The sequence below is a fragment of the Gilliamella sp. Bif1-4 genome (assembly GCF_001690535.1).
GTDB classification, from domain to species: domain Bacteria; phylum Pseudomonadota; class Gammaproteobacteria; order Enterobacterales; family Orbaceae; genus Gilliamella; species Gilliamella bombi.
Genome location: NZ_LZHC01000016.1, coordinates 37,771 through 54,054, shown reverse-complemented (window position 1 = coordinate 54,054; position 16,284 = coordinate 37,771). Strand labels below are relative to the sequence as shown.

The window sequence follows — 16,284 nt, the reverse complement described above, 5'->3', positions numbered from 1 at the left end:
GTGTTTCTAAATAGGTAAAATAAATAATCGCAACAAACTTTAGCTACTGAAAGAAGTGATTTTTTCCACATAAAAACATTCAATTAATAATATCGTTTAATTTAATTTTCATTGTTGTTATTTAAATAGTTATAGACATTTTGAAACGGTTTTGTTATGGTGAAATGTATGAAAAAAAGAATATTTTTAATAGTTTCCCTGTTGGTAGGATGTTTCTTACTGAACGCCTGTACTGATAAAAGAGTCAGGATAATTGACCATAAATTAATAAACAGCTCAGATAACAATGATTTTTTACACGTAAGTTTTCAACTTGATGATTTTTATAATCCTTTTATAACTAACATAGAGAATGAAAATTTAATAAAAAACTTTCCACAAAAAAATATAAAAATCATAGCGCAATACGAGCCTATAATAGATAAAACGGGCGATATAATCAAAATAACCAAAGAAAAACAATACCATACACTTATGTCGTGGGAATCAAGGAATACAGTATATAACAAGATAAATCAAATTGCATTTGCAACAAATATACATGTTAATAAAACTAATCAGATTATAAACTTTGATATTCCCAAACCAATTAAGACCCCAAATCAACAGTATGTTTTGGAAGGTATTTATCTTTATTATCCAGACTTTCACCCATCCAAAAGTTATTATTTTCCTAACATAGATACAGTTAAATATATTCCTATTTTTTATAATAAAATCGTTATAAATAAACTAGTAGGTTATAAAGATAGATTTATTTACGTTGAACCTTTGAAACTTGATGTTGAAACAGATAGATTTGTTGACTCTTCTTCTAAAAAACTGTTAGTCAAAAACAGAGTTTTCAAAACAAGTGTTTGGTTTAAAAATGATAATTCTTTAGAAAAAAAACCGCTAAGTGAGGATGAAAAAATTGATTTTTTTGATCAATTCACTATCGAAGACTCTAAAGATTATAAGAAGATAACTATTCCAAACTCGATGTTAAACTGGGCTAATGTTGATGATACATTTGGTTCTTATTATAAAGGTAAAACATTTGAAATTTTAGAACTGAAAGGGAGTCAGCCAGAATATAATAGCCGTGAGACATGGGTAAAACAAAATGGAAATTTAATACATATAACACATGGTTCTTTTGAACCTAACTGTACGCTTAACTACCAGATAGTTTTTGAAAAAGGGAAGCATCCTAGACGATATATCTTTAAGACATATTGGAACGAATCAAGGTATAACAACATTGAATTTCGTAAAATAAATATAACACAAGAGAATTTAGACATATTTGAAAAAATAAAACAGCAAAAAGAGGATCAATATAACTATTATTTAGAACTAATAGAGAAAAATCTTACTGGTGAAGATGCAGCTCCTTTTAGAGAAAAAGAAATACTTAAAAAGAATAACTTAAAGCATGCCTGCATAAGGGAAATTGATAATATGAAAAGATTACTAACAACACCAAAAGAAAAACTGAAGCAGGAATTTGAAGTATACAAGAAAACGATAAATAAGCAATAAAAGGATTTTATAAGCTATGTCTTGCAATATTGTCTGATTGGGGCGGCTTTGTATTAAATGTAACTATCACCTAAAATAGTACAGCAAAAAAGTAGAAAATTCTCTATGATAAAAGTAAAGGGGATTTAATTATGAAAAAAATGACCGAACATCAAATCGTAGCTATTTAAAAAGAAGCTGAAGCTGGTATTCTTGTCAAGGAACTGTGCCGTAAATATGGCATGGATAATTCAACTTTCTATAAATGGCAGGAAAGTTACAGATTATTTCGGTGTTGAATGCTATCACAGACCGGCATTTACGCTGGGGCTTTCCTAAATGCTTTAATCGTATCAGAAAGCTCGGCTATCAATGGAACCATAAGCGTGTTTATCCGGTGTATTGTGAATTAAAGCTTAATCTCAGAGTAAAGCGTAAAAAACGCACTCCTCCACGATGCCCAGAAAAGCTATTGGTGCCTAATAAACAAGGTGAATGTTGGTCAATGGATTTTATGAGTGACAGTAGCCGTAATCAACGTAGTTTTAGGACATTCAATGTCATCGATGACTTTAATCGTGAGGCGTTAGATATTGATATTGTAATAAGCTTACCAGCAGGGAGAATTACCCGTTACTTAGATAAACTGGCCGAATATCATGGGTATCCATTAAAAATACGAGTCGATAATGGACCCGAATTTACAGGAAAATCCTTTATAAACTGGGCTAAATCACATGATATAGCCATTGATTATATAAAGCCTGGTAGCCCTTATCAAAATGGCTATATTGAACGATTTAATCGTACCTATCGTACTGAAGTACTCGATTTATATCTTTTTAACAACTTATCGCAAGCAAGGAGAATAACCGAAGAATGGTTAACGATTTATAACACCGAAAGACCGCATGAGGCGTTAAATAACATGACACCGATTGAATATAAAACATTAAAACAGGCAGCTTAATTTTCTACGTGAGTTGTGTACTAAGTTTGGGGATATTTACAGGGAACTAGTCAAGAAGGGTAACCATGAAAACCATCTGGTGCCCTCTAAAACTCATTCCTAAGTAGCTCTTGTTGTTAATTGCCGTGTGATGGCATTATGGTTGATTGAAAATTGAATTGGGTTTGAGGTGTTTCAAAAAAAATGAACATAAAAAACCGTCTTAATTGGCGGTTTGAACAATAATTATTGATAATTTTTTTAATCTTTTTGCCTAACACATGTTTTTGTCCAAACATCTAACTCGCTATGCTTTTTTGTTTGGCTACATCTCGAACTATAAGTGTCTACATATTTAAATTCATCATCTGAAACATATTGATATTCCCATATTCTTTCATACTCAATATTTTTATCTAGATTACGATGCTCTTTTCTATAGGGTTCAAATAAAAATTTTTCCGGTGCTAAATTATAAGATTGTTCCGTGATTGAGTTATCTTTCTGTTTTCCATATTTTACTGGGATGTTATTTATTTCAAAATTTCTTTTATCAGTAGAAGTTTTTTCTATGTCGTATACCCCTTCGTAATGACATATCCATTTACCAATTAGCATATCTTCTGTAACTTCAGGCGAGCATCCAGATAAAGCAAATGCCATTAGTAAAAATGCAACCATCCTTTTTAACATTATTATTCCTTTTTGTTATTATAAAGTTAAATTATAACAGAAATAGAACATTATAAATAATAACAGAATGATGAGGTAAATGGGATATAACAAAATAAACAGGGAAATAATGAAATTGTTCCTTGAAAAGTGTTACAAAATATGAAATAAAAAATTTTGCTCTAAAATTGATTAGGCGTCATTAAAATCAAACAGTGTTGGTTGTTTTTCTTTTATCATTCGTTTATAAACTCGGTCGATTACTTTTCTGATACCTCGTTCTGTCATTTTATATTTTTGACTCAGTTCTACGTAGTTATTGCCTTTAAATGCGTCATAGATTTGCAAGTCACGTTGGTTTAGTTTAAATCTGTAGTCGCATGGAAATGTGATATTCTGCCTGCCGAACAGTTCTGAAATTGTATTTGCAATACTATCGTACACATACAAGATTTTGCTGACTACATCGATAAACAACAAGAAATAGCAAGAAAAGAATTTAAAGAGGCTCATGGTTAATTTTGGGAGCTTTAGCCCCCCCTTTTTTATTTTACTTTTCTGCCTCGAAATAAATAATTAAATCATTTGTCGCTTGTGTCATTGCGTAAATTTTTTAATACTAGCATTCTGACATCCATTCTTTTTTGCTTAATTTAGTTATTTTCTCCACCTGTAATAATAGTGGTTTTTATGGAATATTTATAGTTTTATCGGTTTCATTCGGGCTCCTAATGGGAACCAAAAGAGGAAGTTAAACCATTCAAATTAAAAGCTATACGTCCAATCTAACATGGGGCAATGGAAAAATGGTTTAAACTTGAGCTGTTATGCAAAAAGCACCTCGACATTGATTAAAAAGCTGTTATTCTATAACCCGCTTTCAAATAGAGCAATAATATAAGGAATAAATAAGGAATAAAAATGAATACAAATCAAACAAATACAATTTCTTTTCAAACAACTGAATTATTAATAAAACATATGCGTTTTATTGCTACTATGCAACAAGTTTTTGGTGTTATTTTTATAATTGCTGGCGCTTTTACATGTCTAGGAATAATTACTGCTATTGTTGGAATCCCTCAAATTTTTGCTGGAGCCAAACTTTTCAAATCGGGAAGTGCATTTAGCTTAGCTGCAAGTCTTCGAAAAGGAGACGATATTGTTGATGCTATAGAAAATATTTATGGCTATTGGAAATATTTTCTAATTACATTTATCGCTTCGATTGTATTTATTGTTTTATACATTGTAATTATTATTTCTATTTTTGTTACATACAGTAATGGTTATTACTAACAATTATTACTTTAATCTAGAAACTACTGATCTTCCAATTTTGGCACTTTTTCAAGTAAGTATCTAGTAGCATAGTTCTAGGCATAACGAGCTGTTATTGTTAATTTTTGGCGAGATTAAATTATGACAACATCTTTATGCCTTTTAACTAAAAAACAAACAACTTAGTACTGTTAACAAAATTAAGGCGCACAATGTGCCTTAATAAATATGTTAACTATAAATGTAGCTATTTAACTGTTTTTTCACTACGTGATAAGCCTATAATTCCTGAACGGACGGTTTCGATAATATTGCATGTTTCACGGATTGAGGCTAAAAATGAATCTAGTTTTTCGCTAGTACCCGATAGTTGTACAATGTAATGTGTTGCAGTGACATCTACTATCGATCCTCTAAAAATATCGGCACAACGTTTAACTTCATCACGTGCTTGTGAACCTTTTGCTTCTACTTTTACTAGCATGATTTCACGCTCTACATGAGGGCCTTCGGTTAAATCATGCACACGGTAAACATTAACAAGTTTATGCAATTGCTTTTGGATCTGTTCAATCACATGCTCATCACCTGAGGTCTGAATTGTCATACGGTGCATGGTAGGATCTTCGGTTTGCGCAGTGGTGATAGTTTCGATATTAAAACCACGTTGCGAAAACAAGCCGATAATTCGTGATAATGCGCCTGGTTCGTTTTCGGTTAAGATTGATAATATATAACGCATTAGGTTCTCTCCGTTTTACTAAGCCACATTTCGTTCATTGCACCACCTCGAACTTGCATTGGATATACATGTTCAGTCGCATCAGTCATAACATCAACAAAGACTAAACGGTTCTTGATTGCCAGTGCTTGTTTCAGTTTAGATTCTAGTTCCTCACGTTTTGTTATTACCATACCAACATGGCCATAGGCTTCTGCAATTTTGGCAAAATCAGGTAGAGATTCCATATAAGAACTTGAATGGCGTCCAGCATAAATCATATCTTGCCACTGTTTAACCATGCCTAAAAAGCGGTTGTTCAAATTTAAAACCAGTACTGGTAAGCCATATTGCAATGCGGTTGATAATTCTTGAATATTCATTTGGATACTGCCATCGCCAGTTACACACACAACGGTTTTTTTAGGATATGCTAATTTGACTCCCAGCGCCGCTGGCAAACCAAATCCCATCGTGCCAAGCCCACCAGATGTGATAAAGTGACGAGGTTTGTCAAATGGGTAATAAAGTGCAGCAAACATTTGATGTTGACCAACATCGGTTGTCACAAATGCATCACCTTTGGTTAGCTTGTATAACACTTGTATCGTTTCTTGTGGTTTAATGCTTTGCCCTTCATGGTTATAGGCTAAGCAGTGACGTGCTCGCCAGTGTTCTATCTGTTTCCACCAATCAATTAATGCGTCAAGATCACGTTCTGTATTTAACTCATCTAACATAGACAACAAAGTTTCAAGAACAACTTTTGCATCACCAACTACAGGAATCGAAGCAGATATAGTTTTTGAAATAGAAGTCGGATCGATATCAACATGAATAATTTTGGCTTTTGGACAATATTTTTCAACATTATTGGTTGTTCGATCATCAAAACGTGCACCGATTGCAAAAATTACATCGGCATTATGCATGGCCATATTAGCTTCATAAACACCGTGCATGCCAATCATACCAAGATAATGTTTATCTGTTCCCGGAAAAGCGCTAATACCCATTAACGTTGAAGCAACAGGTAAATTTAGTTTTTCTGCAAGTGTCTTAATTTCGCCACTAGCATCGGCGGTAATAACCCCGCCACCAATAAATAGTACCGGCTTTTTAGCCGATAATAACGCGGTTAATGCTTTTTTGATCTGTTTTTTATGACCTTGGATAGTTGGATTGTAAGATCTCATTAAAACTGATTTTGGATAATGATAATTATATTTGTTAGCTGGATTGACAATATCTTTTGGTAGATCGATAACTACTGGACCAGGCCTACCTGTCGAAGCAATATAAAATGCTTTTTTGATGGTTTCTGGAATATCTTTACTATCTTTGACTAAAAAACTGTGTTTAACAATTGGACGCGAAATTCCGATCATGTCACATTCTTGGAATGCATCATTACCAATTAGGCTACTAGCAACTTGTCCAGACAATATAACTAGTGGAACCGAATCCATGTAAGCTGTTGCAATACCGGTAATAGTGTTTGTTGCCCCAGGGCCTGATGTAACTAAAACAACGCCAACATTCCCTGTTGCTCTAGCATAACCATCGGCCATATGTACCGCTGCTTGTTCATGGCGAACTAATATATGTTCAATACCACCTAGCGTGTGAATGGCATCATAAATATCAAGAACACTACCACCGGGATAGCCAAATATCTGTTTTACTCCTTGGTCAATCAAAGATTGAATAACCATCTCTGCGCCTGACAGTTTTGCCATGGTTGTTGTCTCCAATGTAACTGATTAGTCATTTAGTGATTTATTTTGCATCAACTTATAAACAAAATCAATTAAAGCCAATTAACTAAGCGTTTTACTGAAAAATTATCCACTAATAAAATTATTTTTTAATAATATTATGAATAATATCCGTAATCTATCTATTTTATTTAAATATTGCTAATTGATTTTATTGTTATTTTTTTATTTTTTATATAAACTCAGAAGATAAGTATTTCTAGCCATAACGGTACTAGGATTCTTCATCACCCAAAGGTACAAATATGAGCAATATTTCTTCTAAACCAACCTCTCTTGCTGACTGGCAATTAGTTAAAGTTACTGGTGAGGATAACCGAGCTTTCCTGCAAGGTCAAATAACCAACGATATTAACCAGCTTTCAGAAAAATCTACGCTTTATGCTGCTCATTGCGACAGTAAAGGCAGAATGTGGAGTACTTTATTGTTATTTCAACGAGGTAATGATATTTACTATATTGAACGTAAAAGTGTTGTTAAAAAACAGATTGCCGAACTAGCAAAATACGCTGTTTTTTCTAAAGTGACTATCGAACCAGTCGAAGATCTAAATATGGTCGGCTTGGTTGGAAATGCGATACCCCATGAAATCGCAGAAAAATTAAGCGATAAAAACTGTTTTACTGAAAATAATATTACCTATATCAAACTACCTTTACCGAAAATGCGCGTTATTATGGTAACACCGGATCCTATTTCTGAAGATTTACATCCATGTAGCGACTGGGTAAAACTTGATTTGCAAGCTGGTTACCCTATTATTGATAATAACAATATGGCAATATTATTACCACAAGCCTGTAATTTGCAATCTTATGACGCAATCAGCTTTGAAAAAGGTTGTTACTGTGGTCAAGAAATGGTAGCTAGAGCACAGTTCCGTGGAGCAAATACTCGTGGGATGTATGTAATAAAGGGCACGAGTGATGTTCTACCTAAAATTGGCAGTACGCTTGAATATAAGCTTGCTGGTGGCTGGCGAGAAGGTGGACTTGTGTTAGCTGCGGCAAAACTGGACGAAAAAGGTGGTGTTTGTGTCCAAGTGGTACTTAATAATGGAATTGATTTAAATACGCCATTTAGAGTATATGGAAATGACAATAGCCGAATGACATTTTAATTGTTTTCGACTAATAAGCTGGAATAACCAATGTTTATTCCAGCTCGTTGGAATCTGATTTTAACTTAGTTAGCAAGTTCTTGGTTAACTATTTCAACAAAATAGCTTACACCAGTTGTTAACACTTCATCATTAAAGTTAAAAGCTGGATTATGCAAATTAGCCCCTTTACCTGCGCCTAACCATACATAAACACCAGGGATTTTTTGTAGCATAAAAGCAAAATCTTCTGAACCCATTGAAGGAAGAGGATCAATAATTAAATTATCTTGCCCCACAACTTGTTTAGCAGCTGCAATAGCAATATCAGCTTGTTTAGCGTAATTGATGGTAGCTGGGTAACGGCGTTGATAATCTACTTCCGCCTTAGCGTCAAATGTTGTGGCAATACCTTTTGCTATTTGTTTAATACGATTTTCCGCCATATCTTGTACTTGTGCACTAAATGTTCTAACAGTACCGCGAATAACCGCTTCCTGTGGTAACACATTCCAAGTATCGCCGCTATGAATTTGCGTTACGCTAACTACCAACGAACTTAAAGGATCAGCATTACGGCTCACAATACTTTGTAATCCATTTACGATTTGCGTAGCTGTTAAAATTGCATCTTTGCCTAGATGAGGCGCAGCAGCATGAGCACCAACACCCGTTATTTTGATCTCAAATACATCATACGATGCCATCATTGGGCCATGATTAATATAAAAGTGATTTAACTCCATATTAGGCTGATTATGCATGCCATATACTGCTTCAATCGGAAATCGTTCAAATAAGCCATTTTCAACCATTACTCTGGCTCCACCTTCGTTTTCTTCAGCTGGTTGAAAAATAAGAACAACTGTACCAGCAAAATCACGGTGTTCACTAAGATATTTAGCCGTTCCTAGTAACATAGCAGTATGCCCATCATGACCACACCCATGCATTTTGCCAGAAATGGTTGAGCAATAATTAGTATTATTTTCTTCAATAATGTCTAATGCATCTATATCAGCTCGCAGAGCAATCCATCGTCCATCACGATTACCTTTAATAATACCAACAACTCCTGTTGGAGCAAAATCAGTATATAACTCGGTAATACCAAAGGATTGTAACTTTTCGATAATAAATTGCGTGGTTTTAACCTCTTCAAAGGCTGTTTCTGGATGGGCGTGAATATGATGGCGCCATGTAATCATTTCGGTTTTTAATTGATTAATGCTATTTGATATCATAAGTAATTCCTTAGTTGGTGAATAACCTGTGGTTCAACAATTCTAGCTAACACTATAACGCGATTTTCACTTTTATAAAAATAACTAATTTTACTATGGATATCAATTTTAGTTATATATTGTATTTAATGAAAAAAATAATAAATTTATGCACTTTTACCTCTTATTGATTAACAATAAATTGATTAAAACACCTATTTTCCTGAAACTTTTTAACAAAAATAATAAATCACATAACCAGAAATTAATAAGAAAGGACCAAATGGAATAACTTTTGATTTTGGTTTATTGATTACATATCGCAAAAAAAGAAAATATATAATCCCCAATAAGGAAGAAAAAAATAATAACATTGGTAATAATGTATAAGGCAACCAAGCGCCAAGAGCGGCAAGCAATTTGATATCGCCTCCTCCTAATCCCTGTTTTTTAAATACCAAATAAAATAAAGTAGCAGGTACTTTTAATAATAGATATCCCCAAAAGATACCTTGCAAAGCATCGGTTAAGACGATATTTGCCATGTCAAAATAAGCAAGCATTACACCCGTCCACATTAGTGGTTGGGTAAAAAAATCTGGCAATAGATAGTATTTAAAATCAATTAAAGCCAAAAGAAAAAAATAACAACCTAGAATCATTAAAATACCGCTTTGATAATTGATACTTTTATCAAAATAGATAATAGCAAATAAAACAGCGACAAATAATTCAAGAATAAGATATCGGCATGAAATATTGGTATTGCAGTAATAACAACGCCGTTTTAATATTAACCAAGAAATAATCGGTATCAATTGCCAAGCTTTAAGCTTATTATGGCAATGTGGACAACTAGACCGATAAACACTAATTCGACATAAATACTGGTATGGTGTCAGTGTTGGCAAATAACGGTAATAAGCAACATAAACAAAGCTACCGATACAAAGACCTAAATAGATAATAATAAATACTAACATTAGTGAATTACATCGCCCATTTGGAATATCGGTAAATACATAGCCACAATTAAACTGCCAATAATTATAGATAAAACAAGCATTAATAATGGCTCAAATGCTTGCGATAAATTATCGGTTAAGGTTTGATTTTGTTCTTGATAATAAGTTGCTAATTTATCGAGCATTAAATCTAGTGTGCCTGACTCCTCCCCCACATGAATTAACTGTGAACATAAATTAGGAAAATATCGTTGCCCATGCAATACATGGCTAAATGGAAGCCCTTGCTCAATGCCTGCAATAATTTGCGAAATACTATCACGATAAAGACAATAGCAAGTAGTATTAGCCGCCGCAGTTAAACCAGCTAGTAATGGTATGCCTGCTTTTTGAGTGATTCCAATTGTTTGAAAAATCTGAGTTAAGCAAGTGGTTTGAATAATTTTTCCAATAAAGGGAAATTTTATTACTATCCTTTCGATTTTACGTCGATAACGCACTTTTAAATAGCGCTGATAACAGAAATAACTAATAAAAAAGACGATACACCAAATTAACCAACTTTGTTGCAAATAACTAGAAAAATCAATAACTCCTTGCGTAAAAGCAGGTAACTCAGCATCGAAATTTTGATAAATATCTGAAAATTTTGGTAAAACAAATAATAACATTACCAAACTTGCCATCATTGCAATCAATAATAAAAACAACGGATAACGCATAGCCTTTTTTAGGCTTCTTTGCAGTTTAATTGATTTTTCAAGCAATAACGATAATTGTTCAAAACTTTCATCAAGCTGCCCAGTTAGTTCGCCTGTTGCAATAATCTCACAATACAATGAGGAAAACACCGATTGATGTTGCTGCAATACTTGAGATAAAAATTCGCCTTTAGCGACTTGTTGTTTGATATCAAGTAACAAATATTGCCAATGCGGTTTAGCTTGTTCTTGAGCAAGCAATTGTAATGTATCAATAATAGACAAACCGGCTTTTAACATAGTCGCTAATTGTTTGGTAATCATCAGTAGATCTGTACGATTAAAACTATGTGCAGTAATAATTTTACCAGCTTTAATCTTAATGGCAATTTTACCTTGCAACAATAACAGTCTTTTAGCAGCCTGTGATGATTCAGCGATAATTTTGTGTTGATTAAAATCGACATCATACCAATAATAGAGCCGTTTCATACTGTATCACCCAAGACTCGATTTAATTCAGCTAACGTTGTCATACCCTGCTTCACTAATTTTTGCCCAGCTTTTTTTAAAGAAATCATATTTGAGGATAAAATAGCTTGATTTGCTAAGATTTGTTGTTGAATTTCGGGAGTGATGACTAACAACTCGTATAGTCCAATTCTTCCTTTGTAGCCACCAATACAATTAGAGCATCCTGAAGACAAATAATGTGGGACATGTTCATTACCAAACATAACCAGATCATTCGCTACTACCTTACAGTGTGGACACAATTTTCGAACTAACCGCTGAGCAATGATTAATTTTAAACTTGATGATAATAGATAATTTTCTATACCCATTTGCTTTAAGCGTGTTATTGCCTCGACACTTGAATTAGTATGCAATGTAGATAATACTAGATGCCCTGTTTGCGCAGCTTGAATTGCAATTTCGGCGGTTTCATGATCGCGAATTTCGCCGACCATCATTACATCAGGATCTTGCCGTAGTAAAGCACGCAATACAATAGCAAATGTTAAGCCAGCCTTGAGATTAATCGCAGTTTGATTAATACCCTCTAGAGGAATTTCAATGGGATCTTCGACACTACAGATGTTACGTTCGGTTTTATTTAACCGCTTTAATCCACTATATAACGTCACCGTTTTACCGCTTCCTGTTGGACCTGTAACTAAAATCAATCCTTGTGGGTAGTCTAAAATTTGTTTGAATGTTAACAGATCTGCATCCGTTAACCCTAAATCATTAATGGTTAATTCAGACTCATGGTTATCCATTACTCTTAAAACAATTTTTTCGCCATTCATTACAGGCAAAGTGGAAATACGCATGGCATAACGATCAATAATGAGTTGACCATCTTGCGGTAATCGATGTTCAGCTATATTTAGTTGAGACATGATTTTTAATCTTGCTGTTATCTGTTTAGCTAACGCAAGGTGCGGTGATAACATATCATGTAAAACACCGTCAATACGCATACGTATACGGTAACTATGTTGATAAGGTTCAAAATGAATATCCGAAGCACGCTTATTTAATGCTTCAAGTAACAATTTATCGATACTTTCAATTAACTGTTCTTCTTGCATAAAGGTGGTTCCTTATTCGTCAATTATTAAATACAAACATTAGAATTTAAAAATATCTTCACAAGCACTGGTTAAACTGGTATCACTTGGCGATGTAGTACAAACTCGGCTCCAATCTAAATTGCCACCAGTAGCATTGATTGTTGGTGTTAGTGTAGTAGTTAACCCTGTTAAGGCGCTGGCTCCAACCAAGGTAATAACTCCGTTATTAACCGTAATAGAGGTAACATAATTTGATGTTCGACTCGCTGGTACGCCATTATTACCATTACTACAATTGGTTAAGCTACCTTGCTCTACAGCACAAATTTCGACAGCGGTTTTATACGATGTCATCATTTGCAACATATCAGTCAATGCGGCTTTTTTTACATATCCCTGATAAGCAGGAACACCGATAGCAGCTAAGATAGCGATAACAATAATGGCAATCATAAGTTCAAATAACGTAAAGCCCGATTGATTAGACATAAATACCTCTATTTTTTAGTCAATGATTTAATCTAAGAGCCTTTATAGCAAAACAAAAAAATGGAATAATAATGAAAAAGTAAGATTAGAAAGTAAAATCCTTAATGTAGTTAATTATTACGTTGTATGTTCAATTTTTGCGAAGCAAATCGCAAAACAGACAAATCCATACATCGGTTTATCAAATAAGTTGGAGTCACTATGTCCCTAAAAATTGTTAATGGCTGGTTACAAGGTATAAAGCAAGTTGTTTCGCCTTTTTATAATGAACGACCTATTAATAAACCGATATCACTACTTGTTATTCATAATATAAGCTTACCGCCCAATGAATATGGAGGTCCTTATGTTGAGCAATTATTTACTGGTCGGCTCGATCCCAACCAGCACCCGTACTTTGCTTCGATTCATCAACTTGAAGTATCAAGCCATCTGTTTATTCGACGTGATGGTGAAATTATTCAATTTGTTCCATTTGATAAACGTGCCTGGCATGCAGGAAAATCAACATTTGCAGGGCAAGAAAATTGTAATGATTTTTCGATCGGTATCGAAATGGAAGGATGTGATAGCGATAATTTTACCGAACAACAATATCAGCAATTAGTAAACGTTACGTTATTATTACAACAAACTTATGCCATCAAAGATATTGCTGGGCATACTGATATTGCTCCAGATCGAAAAACAGATCCTGGCCCTTGTTTTGATTGGCTACATTATCAGAATTTATTAACACAAAAATCGCAAGGGCAAAAGCTACTAAATCAACTTGAACAAATTATTGAGGAATTACAAAAAATCGATTTATGGCAAACTATACCGCCAAATCCCAATGCATTTTTAAGCCAAGAACCTTTTGCTATCGATACCATGCAAGCACACGAATGGTTACAATGGATTTTTATTCCACGTATACAAGCAATGATTGACGCCAAAACAAATTTGCCCAAATTTGCCTTACACCCTTATTTTGAAGAAGCACTAAAAGAGCAAGAACAAGATGTTAATCATCTACTTTACCTAATTAAGCAACTTGATGATTTGTCTAAACTTAATTATGAAAAATTACCGCATTAATATGCGGTAATAATTAAAGTTAACAAACCTGAAAAAATGCTCATGTAGAGTATTGATTTTATTGAATTTTCATTCAATTCCCACTACTATTCATTCGACGATACTCATTAACTGCTTGCTGATGGTTACTGTAAGTACTTGAGAATGTATGTCCACCTGTTCCATTCGCCACAAAAAACAGATAATTGGTTTTAGCTGGGTGTGCTGCAGCTTCGAGCGAGGCAATGCTTGGCATTGCAATTGGAGTTGGTGGTAATCCTTCAATAACATAAGTATTATAAGGATTTTCAGTATCGGTCAAATCAACGCGCCTAATAGTACCTTTATAGTTATCGCCTAAACCATAAATAATAGTTGGATCTGTTTGTAACTTCATTTTTGCTCTTAAACGATTAACAAATACCGATGCCACATTAGCACGCTCTGAACTAATACCTGTTTCCTTCTCAATAATTGATGCAATAATCAGTAATTCATAAGGGGATTGATAAGGAAGATTACTATCGCGATTATCCCAAATTTTTTGCAAATTACTTTTCATCGTCATATGCGCACGTTTTAGGATATTAATATCTAAAGTGTCTGCGGTATAAAGGTAAGTATCAGGCGATAACCAACCTTCAATTGATCCTTCAATGCCTAATAACTTAGCAATTTCTTCATCTGTTTTTCCAACTAATGTTTGTTCAATGTAAGGCGTACTTTGAATAATCTTTAACCAATCTTTAGCTCGTTTACCTTCCACAAATTGAATTGAAAAATTGCTTTCTTTACCCGACACTAATAATTGCAAAAACTCTTCAACGGTCATATGTGGGTGTAATTGATAAGTTCCTGCTTTAATTGATCTCAATGAAGGATTCAATTTACACAAATAAGGCAATAAATAAGCACTATGCATTAATTTACTTTCTTTAATTTGTGCAACCAATTGGTGCATGGATGTGCCTTTTTTCAAAACAAACATCTGGTTTTCGTTGGTTACTTGCATTTGTTGTTTAGAAAACTGCTGTAAAAAGTAATAACCAATACTGATCGAACCGCCAATAATTAATATAAAAGAAAGTAAAGTGTATAAAAATATTTTTTTAATCATAATTTAATTTATCTATATAATGAATTTTTGCGCGTGAAGTTAAGCGCGTTATTAATTCGTAAGCACTAATTCCAGTGTGCTTTGCGATTTCCTCAACAGGAAGTCCTGCTCCCCAAAATATGACTTCATCACCTGGTTTTTCAAGACAATTTATACCTAAATCAACTACAATCATATCCATTGATACTCGACCAACGATTGGTACTTTTCGACCATTAATCAAAACAGGAGTATTTTCTGGAATATTTCGTGGATAACCATCACCATACCCCATTGCAACTACACCTAGTTTAGTATCTTGCTGGCTACACCAAATTTGACCATAACCAACTGATTCACCTTTTTTGTGTTTTCGTACCGCAATTAATTCAGATTTAAACGTCATCGCTGGTTGTAGCTCAGTAATAGGTTCATCAAAAGGCGAAACACCATATAAAGCAATACCTTGACGCACAACATCTCGCTGAGCTTTTGGCCAGGCTAATATACCTCCCGATGCGGCAATCGAGCGTTTGCCAATAAGTGATTTGTCATCAATTGAATCAATAAACTGATCAAATAGTTCTATTTGCTTTAACGTTTTCTCTGAAGATAGATCATCAGCCGAACTAAAATGACTCATAATATTAATTGGTTTGCGAACGACTGAACAACTAGCCAAACGATAAAATTCTTCTTTTGCTTCATCAGGGCAAAAACCTAAACGATGCATTCCTGTATCAAGCTTAAACCATGTGGTAATTTGATCTTTACGGAGGGATGTTTGCAATATGTCAATTTGCCATTTGCTATGAATAGCTGGTTGAATGTTAAAATCAATAAAATAATCCAAATCATCATGCGGGAAAAAACCTTCCAAAGCCAGAATCGGCGTGTTAATACCATTGTTCCGCAATTGCATGGCCTCGGTAAAGCGCGATACACCAAAATAATTCACTTTATCATGTAGTAATTGAGCAATCTCCTCAATTCCGTGTGAATAAGCATTGGCTTTTATAATCGCAACTAGTTGACTATTTGGAGCCATTTTTTTGAGATACTCAACATTATGAATAACTGCTTGACGATTAACTTCAACAACTGCAATAGACATTTCTTTGATCCGGACTCTTATCAAGCCATTATTTTAAATTCTGTTTCTAATAA

Annotated in this window: 16 protein-coding genes and 2 pseudogenes; 7 read left to right on the top strand and 11 right to left on the bottom strand. The window is 33.9% G+C overall.

Translation table 11 applies throughout. From position 1 onward, the window contains the following. The first annotated feature begins 168 nt into the window (after positions 1–168). The 3 genes from A9G25_RS02360 to A9G25_RS02355 all read left to right on the top strand — a co-directional run bounded on the left by A9G25_RS02360 (position 169) and on the right by A9G25_RS02355 (position 2,473). Positions 169–1,524, top strand: coding sequence for a hypothetical protein (locus tag A9G25_RS02360; protein WP_065625579.1), 1,356 nt, complete (start codon positions 169–171; stop codon positions 1,522–1,524). Between the two features lie 188 nt (positions 1,525–1,712). Beyond that, positions 1,713–1,802: a hypothetical protein gene (locus A9G25_RS13310; RefSeq protein ID WP_442903076.1), complete on the top strand. Its 90-nt coding sequence runs from the start codon at positions 1,713–1,715 to the stop codon at positions 1,800–1,802. Next, complete coding sequence (locus A9G25_RS02355) at positions 1,769–2,473, top strand: IS3 family transposase (RefSeq protein WP_442903075.1); 705 nt, start codon at positions 1,769–1,771, stop codon at positions 2,471–2,473. Before A9G25_RS13310 ends, A9G25_RS02355 begins: the two co-directional genes overlap by 34 nt. A gap of 240 nt (positions 2,474–2,713) precedes the next feature. Here the strand turns inward: A9G25_RS02355 and A9G25_RS02350 are convergent, their stop codons facing one another. Next, a complete protein-coding gene (locus tag A9G25_RS02350; protein WP_065625578.1) occupies positions 2,714–3,145 on the bottom strand; it encodes a hypothetical protein in 432 nt (143 codons plus the stop codon). Between the two features lie 171 nt (positions 3,146–3,316). Further along, complete coding sequence (locus A9G25_RS02345; RefSeq protein WP_081297114.1) at positions 3,317–3,637, bottom strand: Mor transcription activator family protein; 321 nt, start codon at positions 3,635–3,637, stop codon at positions 3,317–3,319. Positions 3,638–4,045: 408 nt separating this feature from the next. Between A9G25_RS02345 and A9G25_RS02340 the strand changes: the two genes are divergently transcribed. Next, positions 4,046–4,423, top strand: coding sequence for a DUF5362 family protein (locus A9G25_RS02340; protein WP_065611295.1), 378 nt, complete (start codon positions 4,046–4,048; stop codon positions 4,421–4,423). A 229-nt stretch (positions 4,424–4,652) separates the two neighbouring features. Here the strand turns inward: A9G25_RS02340 and ilvN are convergent, their stop codons facing one another. Beyond that, on the bottom strand, positions 4,653–5,147 hold the full coding sequence (gene ilvN / locus A9G25_RS02335; protein ID WP_034915536.1) for an acetolactate synthase small subunit: 495 nt from the start codon (positions 5,145–5,147) through the stop codon (positions 4,653–4,655). Beyond that, a complete protein-coding gene (gene ilvI / locus A9G25_RS02330) occupies positions 5,147–6,865 on the bottom strand; it encodes an acetolactate synthase 3 large subunit (protein WP_065625576.1) in 1,719 nt (572 codons plus the stop codon). The genes ilvN and ilvI overlap by 1 nt, the downstream gene beginning before the upstream one ends. A gap of 284 nt (positions 6,866–7,149) precedes the next feature. Here ilvI and ygfZ point away from each other — a divergent pair, with 284 nt between their 5' ends. Next, complete coding sequence (gene ygfZ / locus A9G25_RS02325; protein ID WP_065625575.1) at positions 7,150–8,025, top strand: tRNA-modifying protein YgfZ; 876 nt, start codon at positions 7,150–7,152, stop codon at positions 8,023–8,025. 65 nt (positions 8,026–8,090) lie between these two features. On the opposite strand, the gene A9G25_RS02320 is transcribed toward ygfZ, so the two are convergent. The 5 genes from A9G25_RS02320 to ppdD all read right to left on the bottom strand — a co-directional run bounded on the left by A9G25_RS02320 (position 8,091) and on the right by ppdD (position 12,962). Then, positions 8,091–9,248, bottom strand: a complete 1,158-nt coding sequence (locus A9G25_RS02320; RefSeq protein ID WP_065625574.1) for a M20 aminoacylase family protein — start codon at positions 9,246–9,248, stop codon at positions 8,091–8,093. A gap of 212 nt (positions 9,249–9,460) precedes the next feature. Further along, on the bottom strand, positions 9,461–10,210 hold the full coding sequence (locus A9G25_RS02315) for a prepilin peptidase (RefSeq protein ID WP_065625573.1): 750 nt from the start codon (positions 10,208–10,210) through the stop codon (positions 9,461–9,463). After that, positions 10,210–11,385: a type II secretion system F family protein gene (locus tag A9G25_RS02310; RefSeq protein WP_065625572.1), complete on the bottom strand. Its 1,176-nt coding sequence runs from the start codon at positions 11,383–11,385 to the stop codon at positions 10,210–10,212. The genes A9G25_RS02315 and A9G25_RS02310 overlap by 1 nt, the downstream gene beginning before the upstream one ends. Next, positions 11,382–12,491: an ATPase, T2SS/T4P/T4SS family gene (locus A9G25_RS02305; protein ID WP_065625571.1), complete on the bottom strand. Its 1,110-nt coding sequence runs from the start codon at positions 12,489–12,491 to the stop codon at positions 11,382–11,384. Before A9G25_RS02305 ends, A9G25_RS02310 begins: the two co-directional genes overlap by 4 nt. Before the next feature lie 39 nt (positions 12,492–12,530). Beyond that, complete coding sequence (ppdD, locus tag A9G25_RS02300; RefSeq protein WP_065625570.1) at positions 12,531–12,962, bottom strand: prepilin peptidase-dependent pilin; 432 nt, start codon at positions 12,960–12,962, stop codon at positions 12,531–12,533. A gap of 201 nt (positions 12,963–13,163) precedes the next feature. Here ppdD and ampD point away from each other — a divergent pair. Both ampD and A9G25_RS13300 read left to right on the top strand, forming a co-directional pair. Beyond that, positions 13,164–13,712: pseudogene (ampD, locus tag A9G25_RS13305) on the top strand (1,6-anhydro-N-acetylmuramyl-L-alanine amidase AmpD); the annotation flags it as partial. Between the two features lie 21 nt (positions 13,713–13,733). Next, positions 13,734–14,042 (top strand): annotated as a pseudogene (locus A9G25_RS13300) (YqcC family protein); the annotation flags it as partial. A gap of 73 nt (positions 14,043–14,115) precedes the next feature. Here A9G25_RS13300 and mltG read toward each other — a convergent pair. Next, positions 14,116–15,138, bottom strand: coding sequence for an endolytic transglycosylase MltG (mltG, locus tag A9G25_RS02290; protein WP_065625568.1), 1,023 nt, complete (start codon positions 15,136–15,138; stop codon positions 14,116–14,118). Then, a complete protein-coding gene (gene alr / locus A9G25_RS02285; RefSeq protein ID WP_065625567.1) occupies positions 15,131–16,231 on the bottom strand; it encodes an alanine racemase in 1,101 nt (366 codons plus the stop codon). Before alr ends, mltG begins: the two co-directional genes overlap by 8 nt. Between the last annotated feature and the right edge of the window lie 53 nt (positions 16,232–16,284).